Origin of the sequence: uncultured Treponema sp. (genome assembly GCF_945873775.1) — a bacterium.
GTDB lineage: Bacteria > Spirochaetota > Spirochaetia > Treponematales > Treponemataceae > Treponema_D.
In genome coordinates this window covers 182,596-202,488 of record NZ_CAMCEC010000002.1, presented here as the reverse complement: position 1 = coordinate 202,488, position 19,893 = coordinate 182,596, and the positions used below count along the sequence as shown (strand labels likewise).

General features: G+C 40.2%; 15 protein-coding genes and 1 pseudogene. 13 read left to right on the top strand and 3 right to left on the bottom strand.

The features are described 5' to 3' along the window. Both Q0N70_RS02385 and Q0N70_RS02380 read left to right on the top strand, forming a co-directional pair. Positions 1-251 (top strand): annotated as a pseudogene (locus tag Q0N70_RS02385) (ATPase); the annotation flags it as partial. Positions 252-257: 6 nt separating this feature from the next. After that, positions 258-3,569, top strand: coding sequence for a type I restriction endonuclease subunit R (locus Q0N70_RS02380; RefSeq protein ID WP_294013302.1), 3,312 nt, complete (start codon positions 258-260; stop codon positions 3,567-3,569). Positions 3,570-3,597: 28 nt separating this feature from the next. On the opposite strand, the gene Q0N70_RS02375 is transcribed toward Q0N70_RS02380, so the two are convergent. Further along, positions 3,598-4,368 carry a ZIP family metal transporter gene (locus Q0N70_RS02375; protein ID WP_294013300.1) on the bottom strand — a complete coding sequence of 257 codons (771 nt, stop codon included), beginning with the start codon at positions 4,366-4,368 and terminating at the stop codon, positions 3,598-3,600. Positions 4,369-4,514: 146 nt separating this feature from the next. Between Q0N70_RS02375 and Q0N70_RS02370 the strand changes: the two genes are divergently transcribed. From Q0N70_RS02370 to Q0N70_RS02350, 5 genes are all read left to right on the top strand, one after another. Then, the gene (locus Q0N70_RS02370) at positions 4,515-5,792 is read left to right on the top strand and encodes a TolC family protein (RefSeq protein WP_294013297.1); all 1,278 of its coding nucleotides are present in this window, start codon (positions 4,515-4,517) and stop codon (positions 5,790-5,792) included. A 1-nt stretch (position 5,793) separates the two neighbouring features. After that, positions 5,794-6,732 (top strand): efflux RND transporter periplasmic adaptor subunit, encoded by a 939-nt coding sequence (locus tag Q0N70_RS02365; RefSeq protein WP_294013294.1) that lies wholly within the window; start codon positions 5,794-5,796, stop codon positions 6,730-6,732. Between the two features lie 3 nt (positions 6,733-6,735). Then, positions 6,736-9,840: an efflux RND transporter permease subunit gene (locus tag Q0N70_RS02360; RefSeq protein WP_294013291.1), complete on the top strand. Its 3,105-nt coding sequence runs from the start codon at positions 6,736-6,738 to the stop codon at positions 9,838-9,840. Next, positions 9,841-10,131 (top strand): PG0541 family transporter-associated protein, encoded by a 291-nt coding sequence (locus Q0N70_RS02355; protein ID WP_294013288.1) that lies wholly within the window; start codon positions 9,841-9,843, stop codon positions 10,129-10,131. 129 nt (positions 10,132-10,260) lie between these two features. After that, the gene (locus tag Q0N70_RS02350; protein WP_294013285.1) at positions 10,261-11,865 is read left to right on the top strand and encodes a CTP synthase; all 1,605 of its coding nucleotides are present in this window, start codon (positions 10,261-10,263) and stop codon (positions 11,863-11,865) included. A 186-nt stretch (positions 11,866-12,051) separates the two neighbouring features. Here the strand turns inward: Q0N70_RS02350 and Q0N70_RS02345 are convergent, their stop codons facing one another. Together Q0N70_RS02345 and Q0N70_RS02340 are read right to left on the bottom strand one after the other, a co-directional pair. Then, positions 12,052-12,633, bottom strand: a complete 582-nt coding sequence (locus Q0N70_RS02345) for an ANTAR domain-containing response regulator (protein WP_294013282.1) — start codon at positions 12,631-12,633, stop codon at positions 12,052-12,054. An 11-nt stretch (positions 12,634-12,644) separates the two neighbouring features. Further along, on the bottom strand, positions 12,645-13,853 hold the full coding sequence (locus Q0N70_RS02340; protein ID WP_013700483.1) for a glutamine synthetase family protein: 1,209 nt from the start codon (positions 13,851-13,853) through the stop codon (positions 12,645-12,647). 194 nt (positions 13,854-14,047) lie between these two features. Between Q0N70_RS02340 and Q0N70_RS02335 the strand changes: the two genes are divergently transcribed. The 6 genes from Q0N70_RS02335 (at position 14,048) to Q0N70_RS02310 (ending at position 19,761) form a co-directional block, all read left to right on the top strand. Then, positions 14,048-14,929 (top strand): Bro-N domain-containing protein, encoded by an 882-nt coding sequence (locus Q0N70_RS02335; RefSeq protein ID WP_288303697.1) that lies wholly within the window; start codon positions 14,048-14,050, stop codon positions 14,927-14,929. A 95-nt stretch (positions 14,930-15,024) separates the two neighbouring features. Then, positions 15,025-15,903, top strand: coding sequence for a DUF559 domain-containing protein (locus Q0N70_RS02330; protein ID WP_294013274.1), 879 nt, complete (start codon positions 15,025-15,027; stop codon positions 15,901-15,903). A 159-nt stretch (positions 15,904-16,062) separates the two neighbouring features. Beyond that, entirely contained in the window at positions 16,063-18,156 is a 2,094-nt protein-coding gene (locus tag Q0N70_RS02325; RefSeq protein ID WP_294013271.1) for a glutamine synthetase III, read from the top strand. A 111-nt stretch (positions 18,157-18,267) separates the two neighbouring features. Further along, a complete protein-coding gene (locus tag Q0N70_RS02320) occupies positions 18,268-18,408 on the top strand; it encodes a hypothetical protein (protein WP_294013268.1) in 141 nt (46 codons plus the stop codon). Next, positions 18,387-18,746: a CAP domain-containing protein gene (locus Q0N70_RS02315; protein ID WP_294013264.1), complete on the top strand. Its 360-nt coding sequence runs from the start codon at positions 18,387-18,389 to the stop codon at positions 18,744-18,746. Before Q0N70_RS02320 ends, Q0N70_RS02315 begins: the two co-directional genes overlap by 22 nt. Before the next feature lie 22 nt (positions 18,747-18,768). Further along, complete coding sequence (locus tag Q0N70_RS02310) at positions 18,769-19,761, top strand: glycosyltransferase (protein WP_294013262.1); 993 nt, start codon at positions 18,769-18,771, stop codon at positions 19,759-19,761. The last annotated feature ends 132 nt before the right edge of the window (positions 19,762-19,893 follow it).

Sequence of the window (19,893 nt, the reverse complement as noted above, 5' to 3'; positions counted from 1 at the left end):
ACGAAGTTTACACCGGAGTTTTATATAAAAAAGAAATTGATTTTGTTGCAATAAAACAGAGTGAAAAAATCTATATTCAGGTTAGTGACGATATTTCTTCTCCAGAAACTCTTGAACGTGAAGTAACTCCATTGTTGAGCATAAAAGATGCCTATCCTAAAGTTTTAATTGCACGAACAAAACATGAAAAATATTTATACGAAGGAATAAGTATAATAAATTTGGCTGATTTTCTTTTGAATAAGGAGTAGCAGTTTATGGCAAACTACATTACAGAAGATGACATTGAAATTTCTCTTATAAACATTCTTAAAAGCGATGAACTTGCATATAACTTTATTCAGTGTGATGCCAATCCCAATTTAAAAGAAGATTTGAATGACGGAACCAGTCGTACTTCTAAAAAGCAATGTGTTTTACCGGAACAAATAAAAACCGCACTCTATAAACTCAATCCAGATATTCCTTCTGAAAATATAGATTCAGTAATCCGTGAATTATGCCGCGACTTTACCGGCACTGACATGGTGAAAACCAATTACGATAATTACAATCTGATTCGTAACGGTAAAAAGGTTGATTTCAAAAAAGACGGAAAGCCAACTTTTGATTTTGTAAAGCTGATTGATTTTGAAAATCCTGAGAACAACATTTTTACAGCTGTTTCCCAGATGTGGATTCAGGGGCAGTATTACTGGCGCAGACCGGATGTTATTATTTTTGTAAACGGACTTCCTGTCGTTTTTGTTGAACTAAAAAATGCCATTATCAAAATAGAAGAAGCCTTTAACAAAAATCTTACAGATTACAAAAAAGACATTCCGAATCTTTTTGCCTTTAATCAGATTTGTGTTTTGAGTAATGGTCTTGAAACTCGTCTTGGAGCATGGAATTCTGATTACGAATTTTTCTTTGAATGGCTTAAGGTAGATAGTGAAAACGAAAAACCTAACCGCAAGGACATAAAAGAGCGTGGAGTTTCAATTGAATACTTTGCGCGCGGTCTTTGCAAGAAAGAACACCTGATTGACTACATCGAAAACTTCATTTTGTTCCAGAATCAGAAAGTAAAAATTATTGCTAAAAACCATCAGTTTCTTGGCGTTAATAATCTTATGAAAAATGTTGAACGCCGCGAAGAGCTTAAAGGAAAACTTGGTGTCTTCTGGCATACTCAAGGCTCCGGAAAATCGTATTCCATGGTTTTCTTTGCCAGAAAATGTGCCCGCAAACTAAAGGGCAATTTCACTTTCTTTATTGTTACAGATCGAACAGATCTTGATACACAGATTTACAAAAACTTTGTACGCACAGAAGTTATTGGTAATAAAGAAGAATGTCAGCCTAAAAATTCAGAGCAGCTCCGCGAATATCTTAAAAGCAACAAGAAATTCATTTTCTCTATGATTCATAAATTCCGTTATGATAAAGGAAAGAAGTATCCTGTTCTTAGCGAACGCAACGACATTTTTGTTTTGATTGATGAGGCGCACCGCACCCAGTACAAAGACCTTGCAGAGAACATGCATACCGCTTTGCCAAACGCAAACTTTATTGCCTTTACCGGAACACCGCTGCTTGGCTCAAAACGTCTGACAAACCAGTGGTTTGGCGATTATGTCTCTGAATATAATTTTGCCCAGTCGGTGGAAGATGGTTCTACAGTTCCACTTTTCTACAGCCGCCGTGTGCCGGAAGTAGGACTTACAAACAACTTTCTTGATGATGATATTGTAGACATCATTGAAGATGAAAACCTGAATGAAGAGGAAATCAAAAGATTAGAAGATTCTGGAAGCAAGATAATTGAAGTCCTTAAACGGGATGAACGTCTTGATAAAATTGCTCAAGATATTGCGCATCATTTTCCATGCCGCGGATTTCTTGGAAAAGGAATGGTAGTTTCGGTTGATAAGTTTACCGCTGTAAAAATGTACGACAAGGTTCAGCACTACTGGGATTTGGAAAAGAAACAGCTGATGATAGAACGCAGCAATGCCAAGACAAACGAAGACCGTGACGAAATAAAAGCGCGTCTTGATTACATGAACAATGTTGAAATGGCTGTAATAATTTCTGAAGACGCAGACGAAGAAAAGAAGTTTGCTGAGCAGGGATTAAATATAAAGCCCCACCGCGACAAGATGAATACTATTGTTGACGGCGTAGATATAGAAGACCGCTTCAAAAATAAAAATGATCCGCTGCAGCTTGTTTTTGTTTGCGCAATGTGGCTTACAGGTTTTGATGTGCCGAATCTTTCTACGCTCTATCTTGATAAGCCGATGAAAGGCCACACTCTTATGCAGGCAATTGCCCGTGCAAACCGAGTATATCCTGGAAAGACAAGCGGCATCATTGTTGATTATGTAAATGTGTTTAAGTACATGCAGCAGGCGCTTACCGATTATGCAACCGGCGATGACGGAAATGAGTTTCCGGCAAAAAATATTGACTATCTTCTTGAATTGATTGACCAGAGCATTGATGAGGCAGACGAGTTTTTATCGGAACTTGATATAAGCCTTGAAAAAATCAATAAACTTCCTGGAGATTTGGAAAAACTTGAAGCCTTGCGAAACGCACTGGAAATTATTTATCAAAAAGATGAAGGCAAAGAAAAGTTCCGCGTTATTACAAATACAATGCTCAATCTTTACGAAGCCAGCAAGCCAGAGATTTTTGAAATGGTCTGGCAGAACGAAAAGTTCAAGCCGTTAAAATATCTGAACGATTTAATGAGCAATAACGTAAATGATGAAAAACTTGACCGTGCAAAGGCAAGAATGCAGGCTTTGCTTGACACATCAGTCAGTTCAGAAAAACCGGAAGACACAAGCGACCCGGACGGCAAGAAAGCTTCTGATTATCTCATTCACGAATTTAAAGTCATTGACCTTTCCAAAGTCGATGTGGAAGAGCTTAGAAAAGAGATTCATAAAGCCCAGTACAAGGCGATTGAAATCGATGACCTGAAAGAGTTCATTCAGAAGATGCTGCAGGTTATGATTAATAAAAACTGCGAGCGAATAAAGTTCAGTGAACGATTTAAAAACATCATAGACCAGTACAACGCCGGCGGCAGCGAAAGTGAAGATTATTATGAACAGCTCTTGCAACTTATTGAAGACATGAAAAATGAAGACAAGCGTGCTGAAACGGAATGTCTTGCCGAAGAAGAACTTGAAATGTTTGACCTGCTTATAAAAGGCCGAAAACTCACGAAAGATGAAGAGCAAAAAGTAAAGCTCGCCGCTAAAAATCTGTACAAAAAACTTACAGAAGAAAAACAAAATCTCTTTGTTGTAGACTGGTACAAGGACAATCAGGCTTCTACAACAGTAAAAGATGCAATTATTTCTTCACTTGATGCAGATTTGCCGCAAAGTTTTGATAAAGACGCATTTGACTCAAAAATAAATTTGCTGCTTAACCATTTTGTTGATATGTCTGTTCAACATTACGGCTGGCTGGGGGGAGACCGCATAGAATCGGTTTATTCCTGCTATCTGTCTATAAAACGATGCATTTTTCTTGTTTTCGTTTTTAATTCATTTGGCTGGAGCTGAAGAAAAACTTGCGCCGACCAGTGAAAGTTCAGCCTAGGGCCACATCTAGAATCATCATCAGAATAAAGCCAAGCGAAAATCCGATTGTGCCTAAGTTTGAATGCGGTTTTTCAGAAGCTTCGGGAATCAGTTCTTCCACAACAACGTAAAGCATTGCGCCGGCCGCGAATGACAAAAGGTAAGGCAGAACAGGCACTATTAAATTTTTTAGAAGAATTGTAATCACGGCTGCAACTGGCTCTACAATTCCAGAAAGAACTCCGAACGCAAACGACTTGCTTTTTGACTCGCCGTTTCCTGCAAGCGACATTGAAATTATCGCGCCCTCTGGAAAATTCTGAATTGCAATTCCCAATGAAAGAGTTGCCGCCGCCGCAAATCCCAGGCTCTGCGCGGAAAATGCCGCAAAGACAACACCGACCGCCATTCCTTCCGGAATATTGTGGAGCGTAACTGCAAGAAACATCATGGTGCTTTGCTTGAGCTTTGCTTTTAAACCTTCTGGTTTTTCAGAGTCAACATGAAGATGCGGAATCAGAATGTCGAGCAAAAAAAGAAAAGCAATTCCCGCCGCAGTTCCAATTGCCGCCGGAATAAATGCAAGTCTTCCCATAGAAGCAGAACTGTCTATTGAAGGAATTATAAGCGACCACACAGAAGCCGCAACCATTACTCCAGCCGCAAACCCCAAAAGAAACTTCTGGACATTTTTATTTAAATTTTTTCCAAGAAAGTAAACGCAGGCTGAACCCAATGTAGTTCCAAGAAACGGAATCAGAATTCCATAAAAAGTATTCATGCTCTGATTATAGATTTAAAGAAGCATAGTTTCAATGTTGGGATTTTGGCTGGAATTTGTTGCATTTTTGTAAAATAACAATAAATTACTGTGTATAACAGGAATTTACTTTGTAACTTATGCGGAAAATTCAGTATTATAAAAGCATGGGATGCTTGAAAAAGAAAATCTTTGTTTTATTTTTTTCAATTGCCGCGTTTGCATTTGCGGATGAAAATATTATTGAGCTTTCTCTTGAAGACGCAGTAAAAAGCGCGCTGGAAAATAATGTTTCCATAAAGCAAAGTGAAATCAGTCTTGATGCGAAAAAACGCGAGTCAGATTATTCATGGAATTCTATAAGTCCGTCAATTTCTGGAACTGGACGCTACTCAAAAAATATTCCAGGTACTTCTGATGACAAAGCAAGCCTTTCCGCAGGAATTTCTTTGAGCGCAACTTTGTCGCCTTCTGTTTATACTTCTGCAAAAAACGCCGGACTAAGCTACAGCCAGCAGCAGCTTTCTTACCAAAATGACTTGCGTTCCGTGGAACTTGATGTAAGAAAAAATTATTATTCTCTTCTTTATAAAATTGAAGAAATTTCGCTGAAAGAAAAAAGCCTTGAAACTTCAAAAAATCAGTACGAATCAAATTTGGCAAAATACAAGCGTGGAACTTTATCACGGCTTGATGTTTTGAGCGCGCAGGTTTCGTATCAGAATGATCAGCTTGAACTAAAATCTCTTAATGCGGAAATGGAAAATTCAATCGCTTCGTTTAAGCAGCTTGTCGGACTTCCGCAGGATGCAAAAATTTCACTTTCCGGCTCGTTTGAAAATATTCTGAATCTAAAAAATATTTCAATTGAAGGAATGGAACTTAATTCATTCAGCATTGAATCTTTGCAAAAACAGATTGACAGCGCAAAAAATTCTTTGCTTGCTTCCCGGTTTACTGCTTACGGTCCAAGCCTTTCTGCTTCTTATTCTTATAATTATTCTTCTATTGATGGCGGTTCAAATTGGGACGACAACGGAACTTTAAGTTTGCAGGCTTCAATTCCGCTGGACGGATTTCTTCCCTGGTCAAACAGCTCGCTTAATGTTCAGTCAAAAAAAGATTCAGTAAAAAGCCTTGAACTGGAGCTTGAGGATGCTAAAGTTTCGCTTGAAGTAAATATTTCAACTTTGATGAATAAAATAAATCAATGCTTGGAAAATATTTCTCTTAGAAAAAACAGTATTGAACTTGCCCAGACAACTTACGAAATGACTTTGGAATCTTATAGCCACGGAACAAAAGATTTGCTTTCGCTTCAGACTGCTTCGGACAATCTTCTTTCCGCAAAAGTGAATTTAATTTCTGAGGCTTACAATTTGATATGCGCCGTTCTTGACTTGGAGAATGCGGTTGGAATTCCGTTTGGAACTTTGGAGAATTAATATGAAAATAAAAGCATCGTTTATTGTTGTTTCTTTTGTGTGCGTGTGCATTTTGTGTGGAACCTTTTTTGCGATAAAATTTGCGCCAAAGAAGAATCCGTTTCCTCCAAAAGGTGGATTTCCGCAGGAGCAGGAAACAGCGAGCGTAAGAACTATGGTTGCCGAGCGAAAAACGTTGCACGCTTACGTTGACACGAACGGAGAAATTGAATGCGAAAGTTCCGTTGACTGCTATCCTGACATCGGCGGAAAAATTGCGAGAGTTTACGTTGCTCTTGGCGACACTGTAAAAAAAGGAGACGTTCTTGCGGAAGTTGATCCAAGCGAGCCTGGCGCATATTACGTTAACAGTTCTGTTTATGCTCCAATCAGCGGAATGATAACTTCCACTCCAAAAGAAATTGGAACTACAGTTGCGTCTTCCACAGCGATTACAACAATCGGCGATGTTTCCAACTTGCAGATCCGCGCAAAAGTTCCAGAGCGTTATGTTGCATTTTTAAAGCGCGGGCTAAAGGCAGCGATAATTCTCGAAGCTTATCCTAACGAAACATTTTCTGCAACGGTAAAAAAAGTTTCGCCGGTGCTTGATTCCCAGAGCCGCACAAAAGAAATCCTTCTGTCGTTTAATAAAACTGATTCAAGAATAAACGCCGGAATGTTTGCAAAACTCACGCTTTTTACAGCTGACTATGCCGGAAGACCCGTAGTTCCTATAAATTCAGTTGTTGAAAAGAACGGAAAAAACTGCGTGTTTATTTTTGATGAAGATGACAGCACAGTAAATCTGCGGGAAGTTGAACTTGGAAATTCTGTGGACAATATGATTCAAGTTGTTTCTGGAATTTACGAAGGCGAAAAAGTTGTAGTTGAAGGCATGACTTCTGTTTCTGACGGAAGCAAAGTCCGCAATATATCAAGCGGGTTAAATGCGGAGTAAAAAATGGTCAGCGAAAAAACTCTTGAGCATCCAGTTCTTACACTGATGGTTTTCACGTTGCTTGGACTTATGGGAATCTTCAGTCTGGGCAATACTTCTGTTTCTCTTATGCCGGATGTTGATATGCCGTACTTGATGGTTTCTGCGACTTATGAAAATGCAGGTCCTGAATCTGTTGAGAAATCTGTTACGACTTTGATTGAAGACGCGCTTGTGAGCCTTAGCAATTTAAAGGAAATAACTTCGACATCTTCGGAAGGAAGAAGCAGTGTTTTTCTTGAATTCAATTACGGAACGAATCTGGACATTGCGACTAACGATGTGCGGGACAAACTTGATCGCATTACAAGAAGACTGCCGGACGATGTAACGCCTACGATTTTTAAGATGGATTCTGACAGCCAGCCGATTATGAGAATTGCACTACGCGGAAACCGTTCAGTCGATGAGCTAAAAAAAATTGCAGAAGATCAGGTTGTTGATATTCTTGAGCAGGCTCAGGGCGTTGGACAGGCGGAATCGATGGGAGGAAGAACTCAGATTGTCCGCGTGGAACTGGAGCAGAATAGACTTCAGGCTTACAATCTTACGCTTTCTGAAGTTTCGTCTTCGCTTTCAAAGCAGAATCTTGAAATCGGTGGCGGAACAATCACAGAAGACACAATGGATTATTCTGTGCGTACAACAGGTGAATACACAAGCATTGACCAGATAAACAATACAGTTATCACAACAAAAAATGGCTATGATGTAAAGCTTAGCGATATTGGCCGCGCGTTCATGGGCTACAAGGATGCAAGCAATGTTGTTTATATAAACGGGCTTCCCGGAGTTTACGTTTCAATTACAAAGCAGTCTGGAGAAAACAGCGTTGCGGTTGCAAATGCCGTCTATGAAAAAATCAGCGAGCTTGAAAAAACTCTTCCTGCTGATATTTCGCTTGAAATAATCCGCGACGATACAGAAAGCATCCGCGACACATTGAATACGCTTTTTGATTCAGCATGGCAAGGACTTTTGCTTGCAGTTGTAATTCTTTTTGTTTTTTTGTGCGCTATAAAAACTACGATTATAATTGCGGTTTCCGTTCCGCTTTCAATTATAATAACGGTTCTGTGCATGAATTTTGCCGGAATTACGCTGAACATGATGACGCTTACCGGCTTGATTCTTGGCGTTGGAATGGTTGTTGATGCTTCCGTTGTTATGATTGACAACATTTATTCTTACAGAATGAGAGGCGCAAAACCGAATGTCGCCGCTGTTCTTGGAAGCTCAGAAATGATTCTTTCCGTTGTATCAGGAAATCTTACAACAATCTGCGTATTTATTCCGTTCCTTTTCTTTATGAAAGACTTGGGATTTATGGGACAGATGTTCAAGGGAATTATTTTTACAATTGTAATTGCTCTTGTAAGCAGCTTGTTTGTTGCCATTTTCCTTGTGCCGGTTTTGGCAGGACATTTTCTTCCGATTACAAATAGAAATGAAAAGCCGGTCAAGTCCCGTTTCTTTAAAGCTTTGTACGGAATATTTACAAAGTCGCAGGATATTGTTTCCCTTGGATATGAAAAGCTTCTAAAAAAAGCGTTGGACAACCGCGGCGTTACTGTAGTTGTCTGCGTTACAGCTCTTGCTTTTTCCTTTATGCTGATTCCGACTTTGAGAATTCAGCTTATGACCGGCGGACACGATGACAGCGTTTCTGTAAAGCTTGGGCTTCCGGTTGGAACTTCGCTTGAAGAAACTTCGGACGTTGTCTTGAGATTTGAGGAAATCGTAAAAAATGAAATCAAAGGGTATAAGAATATAATTACAAGCATCGGCTCAAGCTGGAGAAGCTCAGGCTCGTACAACGGAACAATTCAAATTTCCCTGCCGAATTCAGACAAGCAGATTGACAATGATGAAACAATAAAGCAAAAGCTCAGAAAGCATTTTACAGAATTTGCCGGAGTTGATTTTAGCTTTGGTCAGAGCCGGCGCCAGCAGATGACAGGAGACGACATCGACGTTGTTCTTAGAAGCTCCAGTTTGGACAGCGCGCTTGATGTGGCAAAGAAAATTCAGGAAGTAATGGCAGCCATTCCAGATATAGGAGAATCTTCGGTTGACACAGATGAAGGACTTCCGCAGGTTCAAGTTGAAATTGACCGGCAGCGCGCGTACAGTTTCGGCGTGAATGTTGCCACTGTTGCAAATGAAATTCAGGCTAGCATAGAAGGAGTTTCCACAACAACTTACCGTGAAGACGGAGACGATTATACAGTTTATGTAATGCTTCGTCCGGAAGACAGGCAGAAAGTTGTTGACCTTGAGCAGATTTACGTGAACGGCACAAATGGACGTGTGTGTGTTGCTAATTTTGCACGGGCAGTAAAAGGCTACGGTCCTGTTACAATCAGCCGTGAAAATCGCCGCCGAATTGTCCACGTTACCGCGGATATTGTTTCGGATGAGAATGCAAACGTTGTTGAAGAAAAAATCAAGGAAGGAATAAAGAATTCGTTTATTGTTCCTGACAATGTTTCTGTAAGCTATGAAGGCTCTTGGAAAGATGTAAAAGAGCAGACTGCGATTTTTGCAAAAATTATGGTCATGGCGGTTCTTCTTGTATTCGGTGTAATGGCGGCGACTTACGAAAGTTTTAAGGCTCCGTTTATAAATCTTATGACAATTCCATTTCTTGCAATTGGCGTTGTCCTTATTTACAAAATCACCGGGCAGTCGTTCAGTTTGCTTTCCGCAGTAGGGCTTGTAATGCTTGTTGGAATTGTTGTAAACAACGGAATTATTTTAGTTGACTACACGAATCTTCTTGTGGAGCGCGGAATGCCGTTAAAGGAAGCCTGCTACAAAGCCGGATGCTCAAGGCTTAGACCTGTTTTGATGACAACTCTTACAACAATACTTGGAATGATTCCGATGTGCTTTGCTTCAAGCGGAAGCGCGGGAATGGTTCAGCCTATAAGCGTTGCAGTTGTAGGCGGACTTACAAGCTCCACATTTATAACGCTTTTCTTTATTCCTGTGCTTTATACTTTTGTAATGAAAAAAAAGAAAAACCAGCAGTCTGTTGTTCAGCTTGCTTTGCCGGAGGAAAAATAAATGCAGCGCGTGGAAATAATTTCAAATAAATCTGTTGAAGATGACATTACTCAGGCTTTGGAAGAATACGTTCCTAATATTTTGTACACAAAGTTTCCGCTTGTTTATGGCCGCGGCGGAAATGACCGCAAGCTTGGAAATACAACTTGGCCCGAAAAAAATTTTGTGCTTGTAAGCTATGTTGAAGATGAGGATTTTCCAAAAGTGCGCTCTGTGATAAAGGCAATAAAGCAAAAATTTCCTGGCGAAGGAATAAAACTTTTTGCAATAAAAGCAGAAGAGCCGCTTTAATGAAGAGCTTTCAATCTTGACGGTAAGGCGTAATTTTGGCATACTAGCTTACATTGTAATTTAAAGCGACTATATGCCGCAGATTGCTTTTGTAGTCTGCGGATTTTTTTTTGAATAGGAAGGCGTGCTATGAAATCAACAAAGTATATTTTTGTTACAGGTGGTGTTGTTTCCGGACTTGGAAAAGGAATTACAGCTGCATCTTTAGGACGTCTGCTCAAGTCGCGCGGACTTAAAGTTGCTTCACAAAAACTGGATCCGTACATTAACGTTGATCCGGGTACAATGAGCCCTTACCAGCACGGCGAAGTTTATGTAACAGATGACGGCGCTGAAACTGACCTTGACCTTGGACATTACGAGCGTTTCATTGATGAAGACTTAAACAAATTTTCAAACCTTACTTCTGGAAAAGTTTACTGGAACGTGCTTAACAAAGAACGCCGCGGAGAATATCTTGGTGAAACAGTTCAGGTTATTCCGCACATTACAAACGAAATAAAGTCATTTATTTACAATGTTGGAAAAACTTCTGGCGCGGACATCGTTATTACAGAAGTCGGAGGAACAACAGGCGACATAGAAAGCCAGCCTTTCCTTGAAGCAATCCGGCAAGTTGGTCTTGAAGTGGGCAGTGAAAATTCACTTTATATACATGTTACGCTTCTTCCGTTCCTTCACGGTTCTGACGAGCATAAAACAAAGCCTACCCAGCATTCTGTAAAAGAACTTCAGGGACTTGGAATCAAACCGGACATTCTTGTTCTGCGCTGCGATGAAAAACTTGAAGAAAGCATTTTCCGCAAAGTCGCCATGTTCTGCAATGTAAAGCCTGACTGCGTTATTGAAAATCTTACGCTGCCGGTTTTGTATCAAGCTCCGATTATGCTTGAAAAACTTCACTTTTCAGACATCGTTTGCCGTGAACTGAATCTTTCTGTTCCTCCTTGCGATTTGACTGAATGGAACAATATGCTTGAAAAAATCCAGAACCGCACAAAGAAAGTTACAATCGGTCTGGTCGGAAAATATGTTCAGCTTCATGACGCTTATCTTTCTGTTGCGGAAGCTTTGCAGCACGCAGGCTATGAGCTTGGCTCTTATGTGAATATAAAATGGATTGACAGCGAGTCTATTTCAAAAGAAAACGTGGACGATATTCTTGGCGGATGCAACGGCGTAATTGTTCCGGGCGGATTTGGTTCACGTGGAATTGAAGGAATGATTGCTTCCGCTGATTATTGCCGCGAGCATAATTTGCCTTACCTTGGAATTTGTCTTGGAATGCAGATTGCGGTTATTGCGTTTGCCCGTTCTGTCTGCGGATTTAAGGATGCCAATTCAGGTGAGTTTGATGAAAACAGCGCACACAAAGTAATTGACTTTTTGCCTGACCAGAATGAATCTGTGAACAAAGGTGGAACTTTGCGTCTTGGAGCTTATCCTTGCAAAATCAAAAAGGGCACTCAAATGTATAAGTGCTACAAGGCAGAAGAAATTTCTGAGCGCCACCGCCACCGCTATGAATTCAACAACGACTTTAGAAGCGCACTTGAAGATGCTGGTCTTACATTGAGCGGAACTTCGCCAGATGGAAATATCATAGAAACTGTTGAGTATGACAAGAACAATTTTTATGTTGGCGTTCAGTTCCATCCAGAATTCAAGAGCCGCCCGAACAAGGCGCATCCATTGTTCCTTGGACTTGTAGCAGCTGCTCTTGGTGAATACTAAATATAGGATTTGACTTCTGTCATTGCATGATTTGATATTTTGTGTTATTGGGCTGTCTAATAAGTTCTAATTGTCATTGCCGGGCTTGATCCGGCAATCCTTTAATATTTTTAATAAACATATAAAGATTTTCGGGTCAAGCCCGAAAATGACATAAAAGATACTTTTAAAACATTCCAAGTTTTTCTAATCGTAGCGTTCTATTATTTCTTCGGCGACTTCACGCTTGCTTTGGCGGTTGTCCATTGAAAGTTTTTCTATGTGCCTGTGGGCATCGCTTTCTGTCATGTTTAAGTTTTCAATTAAAAGCCACTTTGCCTTGTTTATAGTTCTTATGTCCTGCATTTTTTCTTGAAGCGTCTTGTTTTTTGCTTCCATTTTTTGCAGCCTGAATGACATTGCGGAAAGCATTTTTATCGCTGTAAAAAACATTTCAGGCGAATTAGGCTTGGGCAAAGTTACAATTCCCTGCTCTTCAACTTTATATGAAGTTTCCTCATAAAGCTCGCTTTTTACAAGAAGCAGAATTCCCATGTTTAAGTCAGCGAAACTTTCAGCGAACATAATTCCGTGCTCGTCTGGAAGAGGCGAGTCTACAATCAGAATGTCAACAGGAAGCTCAAGTAAAAGCCTGCGCGCCTCTCCTCCAGAGGATGCATGAAAAACCGGGAAGAAATCACTTTTGGGTAAGATGCAAGAAATGTTGTCGTGAAAACTTTGCGTTTCAGAGACAATCAAAACTTTTCTTCTGCCTTTCAAAGGAATCATTTTGCGTCCTTTTAAACTTTGAAGAATGAAGTGAAATCCGCGCTAAGATGCTTTTTTACAAACTCGCTGTTTTTGGCAAGTTCTACGGCTTCTCTTAGGCTTTCTGGCAGACGCTCAAGTTTTGAAGTTATTTCGGGGCTTGCAGTTGAAAGGTTCATTTCTATTGGCTCGCAAAGCTTCATGTCTTTTTCAATTCCGTCAAGTCCGGCGTAAATTAAAAGTGAATATGCGATATAAGGATTTGCCATTGGATCTGGAGAGCGGACTTCAAAACGTTTGTGGGAATTTATTGCAGACGGAACTCTTATAAGCTGAGTTCTGTTTTCATGTGCCCAGCTTACATATTTGGGAGCTTTTCTTGAGCCGAGCCTTTCATAAGAATTTTCTGTTGGGTTTAAGAACGCTGTAATTTCTTTTATGTGCGCCATGATTCCCGCCATAAATGCATTCTGAACTTCCTTGCCAGAATTTTCCTGCACAGAAATATTTATGTGGAATCCGTTGCCGCTTTCTTCTGGAAGAGGCTTTGGTGAAAAATCCGCATAAAGTCCGTTGCGCACAGCCACTGCTTTTACAACTGTTATAAAATTCATTGTGTTGTCTGCGGCGGCAAGAGCTTGTCCGTAGCGGAAGTCGATTTCGTTCTGTCCAGGTCCTTCCTCGTGATGGGAATTTTCCGGATGAAGATCCATCTGCTCCAAAGTCAGGCAAATTTCGCGTCGGATATTTTCACCTTTGTCTTCTGGAGCAACATCCATGTAGCCTGCGTTGTCAAAAGGAATTTTTGTAGGCTTGCCTTTTTCGTCAGTCTGAAAAAGATAAAATTCGCATTCAGAGCCGAAGTTTACTTTTAGATTTTTTTCTTCCGCCTCTTTAACAGCTTTCTTTAAAATGTTGCGGCAGTCTTTTTCAAATGGAGTTCCGTCGCTTTTTTTAATCTCGCAGAACATACGCACAACTTTTCCGGAAATTGACCGCCACGGAAGAACTGTGAGTGTTGAAGGAATTGGGAAAAGAAAAAGATCAGAATGCGCTTCATCTGTGAAACCCGCGATTGAAGAGCCGTCAAATGCGATTCCTTCTTTGAATGCGCGTTCAAGCTCGTCTGGAATAATTGCGGCGTTTTTTTGATTTCCGAAAATATCACAGAATGCAAGGCGGATAAATTTGACATCTTCCATCTGAACAAATTCAATAACTTCTTCTTTTGTGTAGGACATTTTTCCTCCATTTTTTTGTGCGACGATTTTTTTAGATTAATGGATTGCGGTTTTGCTGTCAATTATTTTTGGAAACTGTTATATTTTATAATAATTGAGCTAATAAATATTATAGAATATTGCCACGATTGCCACACGGATTTTGGGATTCTAACGAATCCCAATTTTAGCAAAATAAAATCAAAGGGAAAATTATGCTTGTTGATGAAGAGGAAACAAAAACACAAATCAAGCTTTTTGAAGAACAGAAAGTCCGCACCGTCTGGGACAGCGAAAGGGAAGAATGGTATTTCAGTGTTGTTGATGTTGTTCAAATTCTTACAGACAGTAAAGACCCGAAACAATATATAAAGAAAATGCGTTCTCGGGATGAGCAGTTGAACCTTAACTGGGGTACAATTTGTACCCCAGTTAGGATGAAAGGAAAAGATGGAAAATCAAGAGAAATTCAGGCTGCTACATCTGAAGGCATTTTCCGCCTGATTCAGTCAATTCCATCTCCGAAAGCAGAGCCGTTCAAATTGTGGATGGCGCAGGTCGCAAAAGAGCGTCTTGACGAAATGCAAGACCCGGAGCAGGGAATTCAGCGGGCATTGCAGGAATATCGCGCATTGGGATATTCAGAAAACTGGATAAATCAGCGTCTAAAGTCAATCGAAATTCGCAAAGACCTTACCGATGAATGGAAAAAGCATGGTCTAAAAGAGGGCGTTCAGTTTGCGACTCTTACAGATATAATTTACAAGACTTGGGCAGGAAAGACCGCAAAGGAATACAAGGAATTCAAAGGGCTCAAAAAAGAAAATCTTCGGGACAACATGACAAACAAGGAACTTGTCTTAAATATGCTTGCCGAGCTTTCCACAAAAGAAATTTCAGAGTCAAAAAATCCGAAGAGTTTTGGAGAGCATATTCAAAATGCGGTGGACGGCGCAACAATCGCTAAAAACGCAAGAGCTGAGCTTGAGCAAAAAACCGGCAAAAAAGTTGTAACTCCACTGAATGCAAAAGATGGAATCGGACTTATCCAAGATACAAAGATGTCAGTTTTGGAAGAAGATGAAGAAAGCAAGTGAATGATTGAATATAAAAAAAATAATATTGCTTATAAAAATATATTTACTAAATTTGTTAAACGAATTAAAGTTTTCTATCAATAAGGATAGGAAAATTGAAAGTAAAAATTGATGTTGAAGCAAAAGAAAATGATTCTTCAAAAATTGACTGTTATAAAATTTCATTTCAGTTGGCTGGCGATATAGAAGTTGCAAAAAAGCTTTCTGAATCAGATATGAAAGAGCTTTTGGACGATATTGTAACAGTGCTTGGATATAAGCCGATCATGGAAAAATTCAATTGCACTATAGAAGAAGCCCAAGAGATAAGAAAAAAGATTGATAGAAATTCTGACTGTAAGGACTGTGATTTAAAATTGAAGGAATGTTACCGATGCTGCAATGTTTGTGAAAGTCCTCTTGAAAGAGATTTGCTTAAGGCACTTGTTAGAAATAATATTGAAGTTGAGCTTCAACTTAGAATAAATAAAGACAATACAGTTTGCCATTTTCCAGAACCTGTTGATTCAAAAAAGATTTTAACAATTCCTGATTTTTATTTGGAATCAGGTAACAAGAAAATCTGCATTTATACTGACGGACACACTTATCATGAAAGAACCGAATATCAGGCTGTGCGAGACAGAAGCATTGACCGTGAGCTTCAAAATTTAGGATATGTAGTTTTAAGATTTACAAGTTCAGAAATTAGAAACGGTTTGACAAAAGTCATAAACGATATAGAAAAGTCAATGGGAATTGTTGAAGAAAACAGTTCTGATGCGCCGCCGAACAATGCAGAAATAACGGAAGGAACTTGCATTAGATGCGGAGCAAAAATTTCATACGATTTAAGAAAGCCGTTATGCGATGAATGCTATCATACCTGGGCTCAGTTTGGGAATATAGATTATACAGAACGATATTGCTGCAAATGCGGAAAAGAATGTTATTCCACATCGTATGGAAGTCCGCTTTGCAAAAACTGTATTTAAATTCCTTGAAATTTCTTTTCAAAAACTCATTGACATTTTTTGATGAATTAATTAGAGTAATCCATGTAAACATCAAAGGCGATGTGGCTGAGTGCTAAGTTTTCTTGGCGTTCAATCACATCGCCTTCTTTGTTTTATATTTATAATGGGGGTTAGCAAATGTCTACAAATGTACCAGAATTGTTTGGAAGCATGGTGTTCAATCAGAAGGTAATGAAAGAACGTCTGCCAAAGGAAACATTCAAGGCTTTGAAAAAAACTTTGGATGATGGCGAGCCGCTTAAAATCGATGTAGCGAACCAGGTTGCTCACGCAATGAAAGAATGGGCAATTGAAAAGGGCGCAACACATTTTACACACTGGTTTCAGCCGCTCACAGGAATTACTGCGGAAAAGCATGACAGCTTTATCACTCCCCAGGATGACGGAACTGTTATCATGTCTTTCAGCGGAAAGGAGCTTGTAAAGGGTGAGCCGGATGCTTCTTCTTTCCCAAGCGGAGGCCGCCGTGCAACTTTTGAAGCCCGCGGTTACACTGTATGGGATCCAACTGCATATCCGTTTGTAAAGGAGCACACTCTTTGTATTCCTACAGCTTTCTGTTCTTACACAGGCGAAGCGTTGGACAAAAAGACTCCGCTCTTGCGTTCAATGGAAGCACTGAATAAACAGGCTCTTAGAATTCTTAAGCTCTTCGGAAACGATGATGTAACTCATGTTGCTACAACAGTAGGACCAGAGCAGGAATATTTTATTGTTGACCAGAAACTTTACAGCCAGCGCAAAGACCTCCGCATGACAGGACGCACTTTGTTCGGTGCAAAGCCTTCAAAAGGTCAGGAAATGGACGACCAGTATTTTGCCGCCCTCAATCCTCGCATTGTTGAATACATGGAAGACTTGAACGATACTCTCTGGAAGTACGGAATTCTTTCAAAAACAGAACATAACGAAGTTGCTCCGGCTCAGCATGAAATGGCGCCAATCTTCACAACTACAAACCTTGCCGCTGACCAGAACCAGCTTACAATGGAAGTTATGAAGAAAGTTGCGCGCCGCCACGGTCTTGTTTGCCTTCTTCACGAAAAGCCTTTTGCAGGTCTTAACGGAAGCGGAAAGCATAACAACTGGTCAATGTCTACAAACCTTGGAGAAAACCTTCTTGAGCCTGGAAAGACTCCAGAGAAAAACGCGCAGTTCCTTTTGTTCCTTACAGCCGTAATCAAAGCTGTAGATGAAAATCAGGACTTGCTTAGAATTTCTGTTGCTTCTGCCGGAAACGACCACCGCCTTGGAGCAAATGAAGCGCCGCCAGCAATTATTTCAATGTATCTTGGCGATGAGCTTTATGCTGTTCTTGAATCTATAAAAGACGGAAAGCCTCTTGGCGAGCATGGAGCGCAGAAGATGACAATTGGAGTTGACGTTCTTCCGCCGATTCCAAAAGATTCAACTGACCGCAACAGAACTTCTCCGTTTGCCTTTACTGGAAATAAATTTGAATTCCGTTCATGCGGCTCTTCACTTTCAATTTCTGGTCCGAACACAACACTGGATTCAATCGTTGCTTACACTCTCAAAGAGTTTGCGGACGAACTTGAAAAAGCAACTGACTTTGACGCTGCGCTTGCTGAGCTTATCAAGCGCGAAGTTACAAAGCACTGGAGAGTTATCTTCAACGGAAACGGCTACGATTCAAGCTGGGTTGCTGAAGCTGAAAAACGCGGACTTTTGAATCTTCGCACTCTTCCTGACGCAATGGCTCATTACCTTGATTCCAAGAACGTAAAGCTCTTTACAGAAATGGGTGTTTATACAGATGTTGAAATGAACAGCCACTATGAAATCAAGCTTGAAAAATATGCGCAGATTCTGAATATTGAAGTTCAGACAATGCTTGAGATGATTAGCAAGGATATTCTTCCTGCTGCATTCAAGTACATGGATTCAGTAAGCAAGACTGCAATAGACCTCAAGGCTGTTGTTCCGGGAGCAAAGGCAAGCGCACAGGCAGAACTTCTTTCTAAGCTGGACACTCTTGTAAACAGCTTGGCAGAAAAAGCTGCAAAACTTGACAAGCTCCACGAAGCTGCACAGAATGCCGGCGACTGCATGAAGATTGCCCGCGCTTATGTTGATACAGTTATTCCTGCAATGACAGAAGCCCGCGATGTTGCCGATGCAATTGAGCCTTTGCTTGGAGAAGAATACAAGCCATTCCCAAGCTACGAGGATTTGCTTTTTAGAGTGTAATTTGTTGAATAGCATTTTGACTCCTTAAAAATACACTTTTCCCCGGTATGGTTTTTCTGTGCCGGGGATTCTTGTTTTAAATTTCCATGTTTTTGTGCTATAATCTTACGCATGAAATTCAATAAAATATTTGTTTTGCTTTTACTTTTGTGCGGGCTTTTCGTTTCTTGCGATGCCTTTGACGAGGACGATGAAAATTCTTCCGGGGGGGCGAAGCTACTTCCTATGATATGCAGATTTTTGACCTTGTGAATGCGCACAGGAAAAAAATTGGTCTTTCTGCCCTTAAATATGATGATGATATTTTTAACCAGTGTTATATTCATTCTAAAAATATGGCGACTGGCAAAACTGCATTTGGGCATGACGGATTTAGTGATAGGGTGAAAAATTTGACACCTTGTTATGGAGCTGCTGAAAACGTTGCGTTCAACTATTCCACAAACCCAGAAGATGTTGTAAATATGTGGCTTACTAGTTCGGGGCATAGAGCTAATATTGAAAGCACTCAGGCAACGCATTCCGCAGTGAGCGCAGTTAAAAATTCAGAAGGCGCATGGTATTACACGCAAATTTTTATAAAAAGGTAAAACTCTACAGGAGAAAAGCTTTATGAAAAAGCCTAAGGTTTCTGTTTGCATTCCGGTTTATGGAACGGAAAAAGTTCTAAGAAAATGTCTTGACTCTGTGGCGATGCAGGATTTTGCTGAAAAGGAAATTGTTGTTGTAAGCGATGCTTCATGTGGAGTCAATGAAAAAGGCGAGGATGCAAAAAAAATCGTAAAGAAGTTTGCCAAGGAAACAAAAGTTCCGGTTGTGTTCAAAGAGCATTTGAACAACCTTGGAATTCTTGAAACTAGGCGCGACTTGCTTTCGTTTTCCAGCGGCGATTTTATTTTTTATATTGACAGCGATGACTATTTGGAAGGAAGCAACGCAATTTCATTTTTATATAATGAAGCGCAACGCACAAATGCCGACATAGTAAATTCCACAGCTATTGCAGTTACAGAAAATCCTGAAAAAAATTCAGCGCAGCAAGAGCATCTTCAGAAAAAAATAGGCAAGATAACTTTGGGCGAGCTTTCTGGAAGTCAGATTTCAGAAGACTGCTTTGTAAACTGCAAGCACTGCGGTTTTTTGTGGGGCAAGCTTATAAAAAGATCTTTGATGGAAAAAGCGTTTTCTTTTATTCCGTTTACAGAATGCACCATGGCGGAAGATCTTTGCCTTTACTTTTTTCTTTCGGTTTTTGCAAAAAAATATTTTGGAGTGCAGGAACGCTTTTACAGATATTCCGTGGATTCAGGAATTTCAAGCGCGCAGTCGATTACGGACATTGGGCGGTGGCGGCGTGTGTGTTCCGCGGCATCGGCGTTTGTTCCAGTCGTGCAGTTTATACAGTCTCCAGAAGGAGCTTGTCTTAGCAGTTCCTTGGTGGAAAGCATGAAGGCGGCTTGCAATAATTTTGTGGCGAACAATTTAAAGCAGCTTGAACAGCGTGTTGCTCCGGAACTTAAAGAGCAGGCACACAATCTTCTTTGCGAATACTGGGGCGAAGACTACGTAAAAACAATTGAGCGTGCGCTAGAAATGCAAAAATAAATTTTATAAATATATTGACATTTTTTTTTCAGAATGATAAAACTAAAACATCAGTTGACAACGGAGTCACAGATTGCCTTGGGCAGTTTGTGGCTTTTTTTGTTTTAAACTGAACTATAACTTGTGAAAAGC

Coding starts and splice junctions, on each gene's coding strand:
- Q0N70_RS02380 (WP_294013302.1), top strand. CDS start 258: ATGGCAAACTACATTACAGAAGATGACATTGAAATTTCTCTTATAAAC.
- Q0N70_RS02375 (WP_294013300.1), bottom strand. CDS start 4,368: ATGAATACTTTTTATGGAATTCTGATTCCGTTTCTTGGAACTACATTG.
- Q0N70_RS02370 (WP_294013297.1), top strand. CDS start 4,515: ATGGGATGCTTGAAAAAGAAAATCTTTGTTTTATTTTTTTCAATTGCC.
- Q0N70_RS02365 (WP_294013294.1), top strand. CDS start 5,794: ATGAAAATAAAAGCATCGTTTATTGTTGTTTCTTTTGTGTGCGTGTGC.
- Q0N70_RS02360 (WP_294013291.1), top strand. CDS start 6,736: ATGGTCAGCGAAAAAACTCTTGAGCATCCAGTTCTTACACTGATGGTT.
- Q0N70_RS02355 (WP_294013288.1), top strand. CDS start 9,841: ATGCAGCGCGTGGAAATAATTTCAAATAAATCTGTTGAAGATGACATT.
- Q0N70_RS02350 (WP_294013285.1), top strand. CDS start 10,261: ATGAAATCAACAAAGTATATTTTTGTTACAGGTGGTGTTGTTTCCGGA.
- Q0N70_RS02345 (WP_294013282.1), bottom strand. CDS start 12,633: ATGATTCCTTTGAAAGGCAGAAGAAAAGTTTTGATTGTCTCTGAAACG.
- Q0N70_RS02340 (WP_013700483.1), bottom strand. CDS start 13,853: ATGTCCTACACAAAAGAAGAAGTTATTGAATTTGTTCAGATGGAAGAT.
- Q0N70_RS02335 (WP_288303697.1), top strand. CDS start 14,048: ATGCTTGTTGATGAAGAGGAAACAAAAACACAAATCAAGCTTTTTGAA.
- Q0N70_RS02325 (WP_294013271.1), top strand. CDS start 16,063: ATGTCTACAAATGTACCAGAATTGTTTGGAAGCATGGTGTTCAATCAG.
- Q0N70_RS02320 (WP_294013268.1), top strand. CDS start 18,268: ATGAAATTCAATAAAATATTTGTTTTGCTTTTACTTTTGTGCGGGCTT.
- Q0N70_RS02315 (WP_294013264.1), top strand. CDS start 18,387: ATGCAGATTTTTGACCTTGTGAATGCGCACAGGAAAAAAATTGGTCTT.
- Q0N70_RS02310 (WP_294013262.1), top strand. CDS start 18,769: ATGAAAAAGCCTAAGGTTTCTGTTTGCATTCCGGTTTATGGAACGGAA.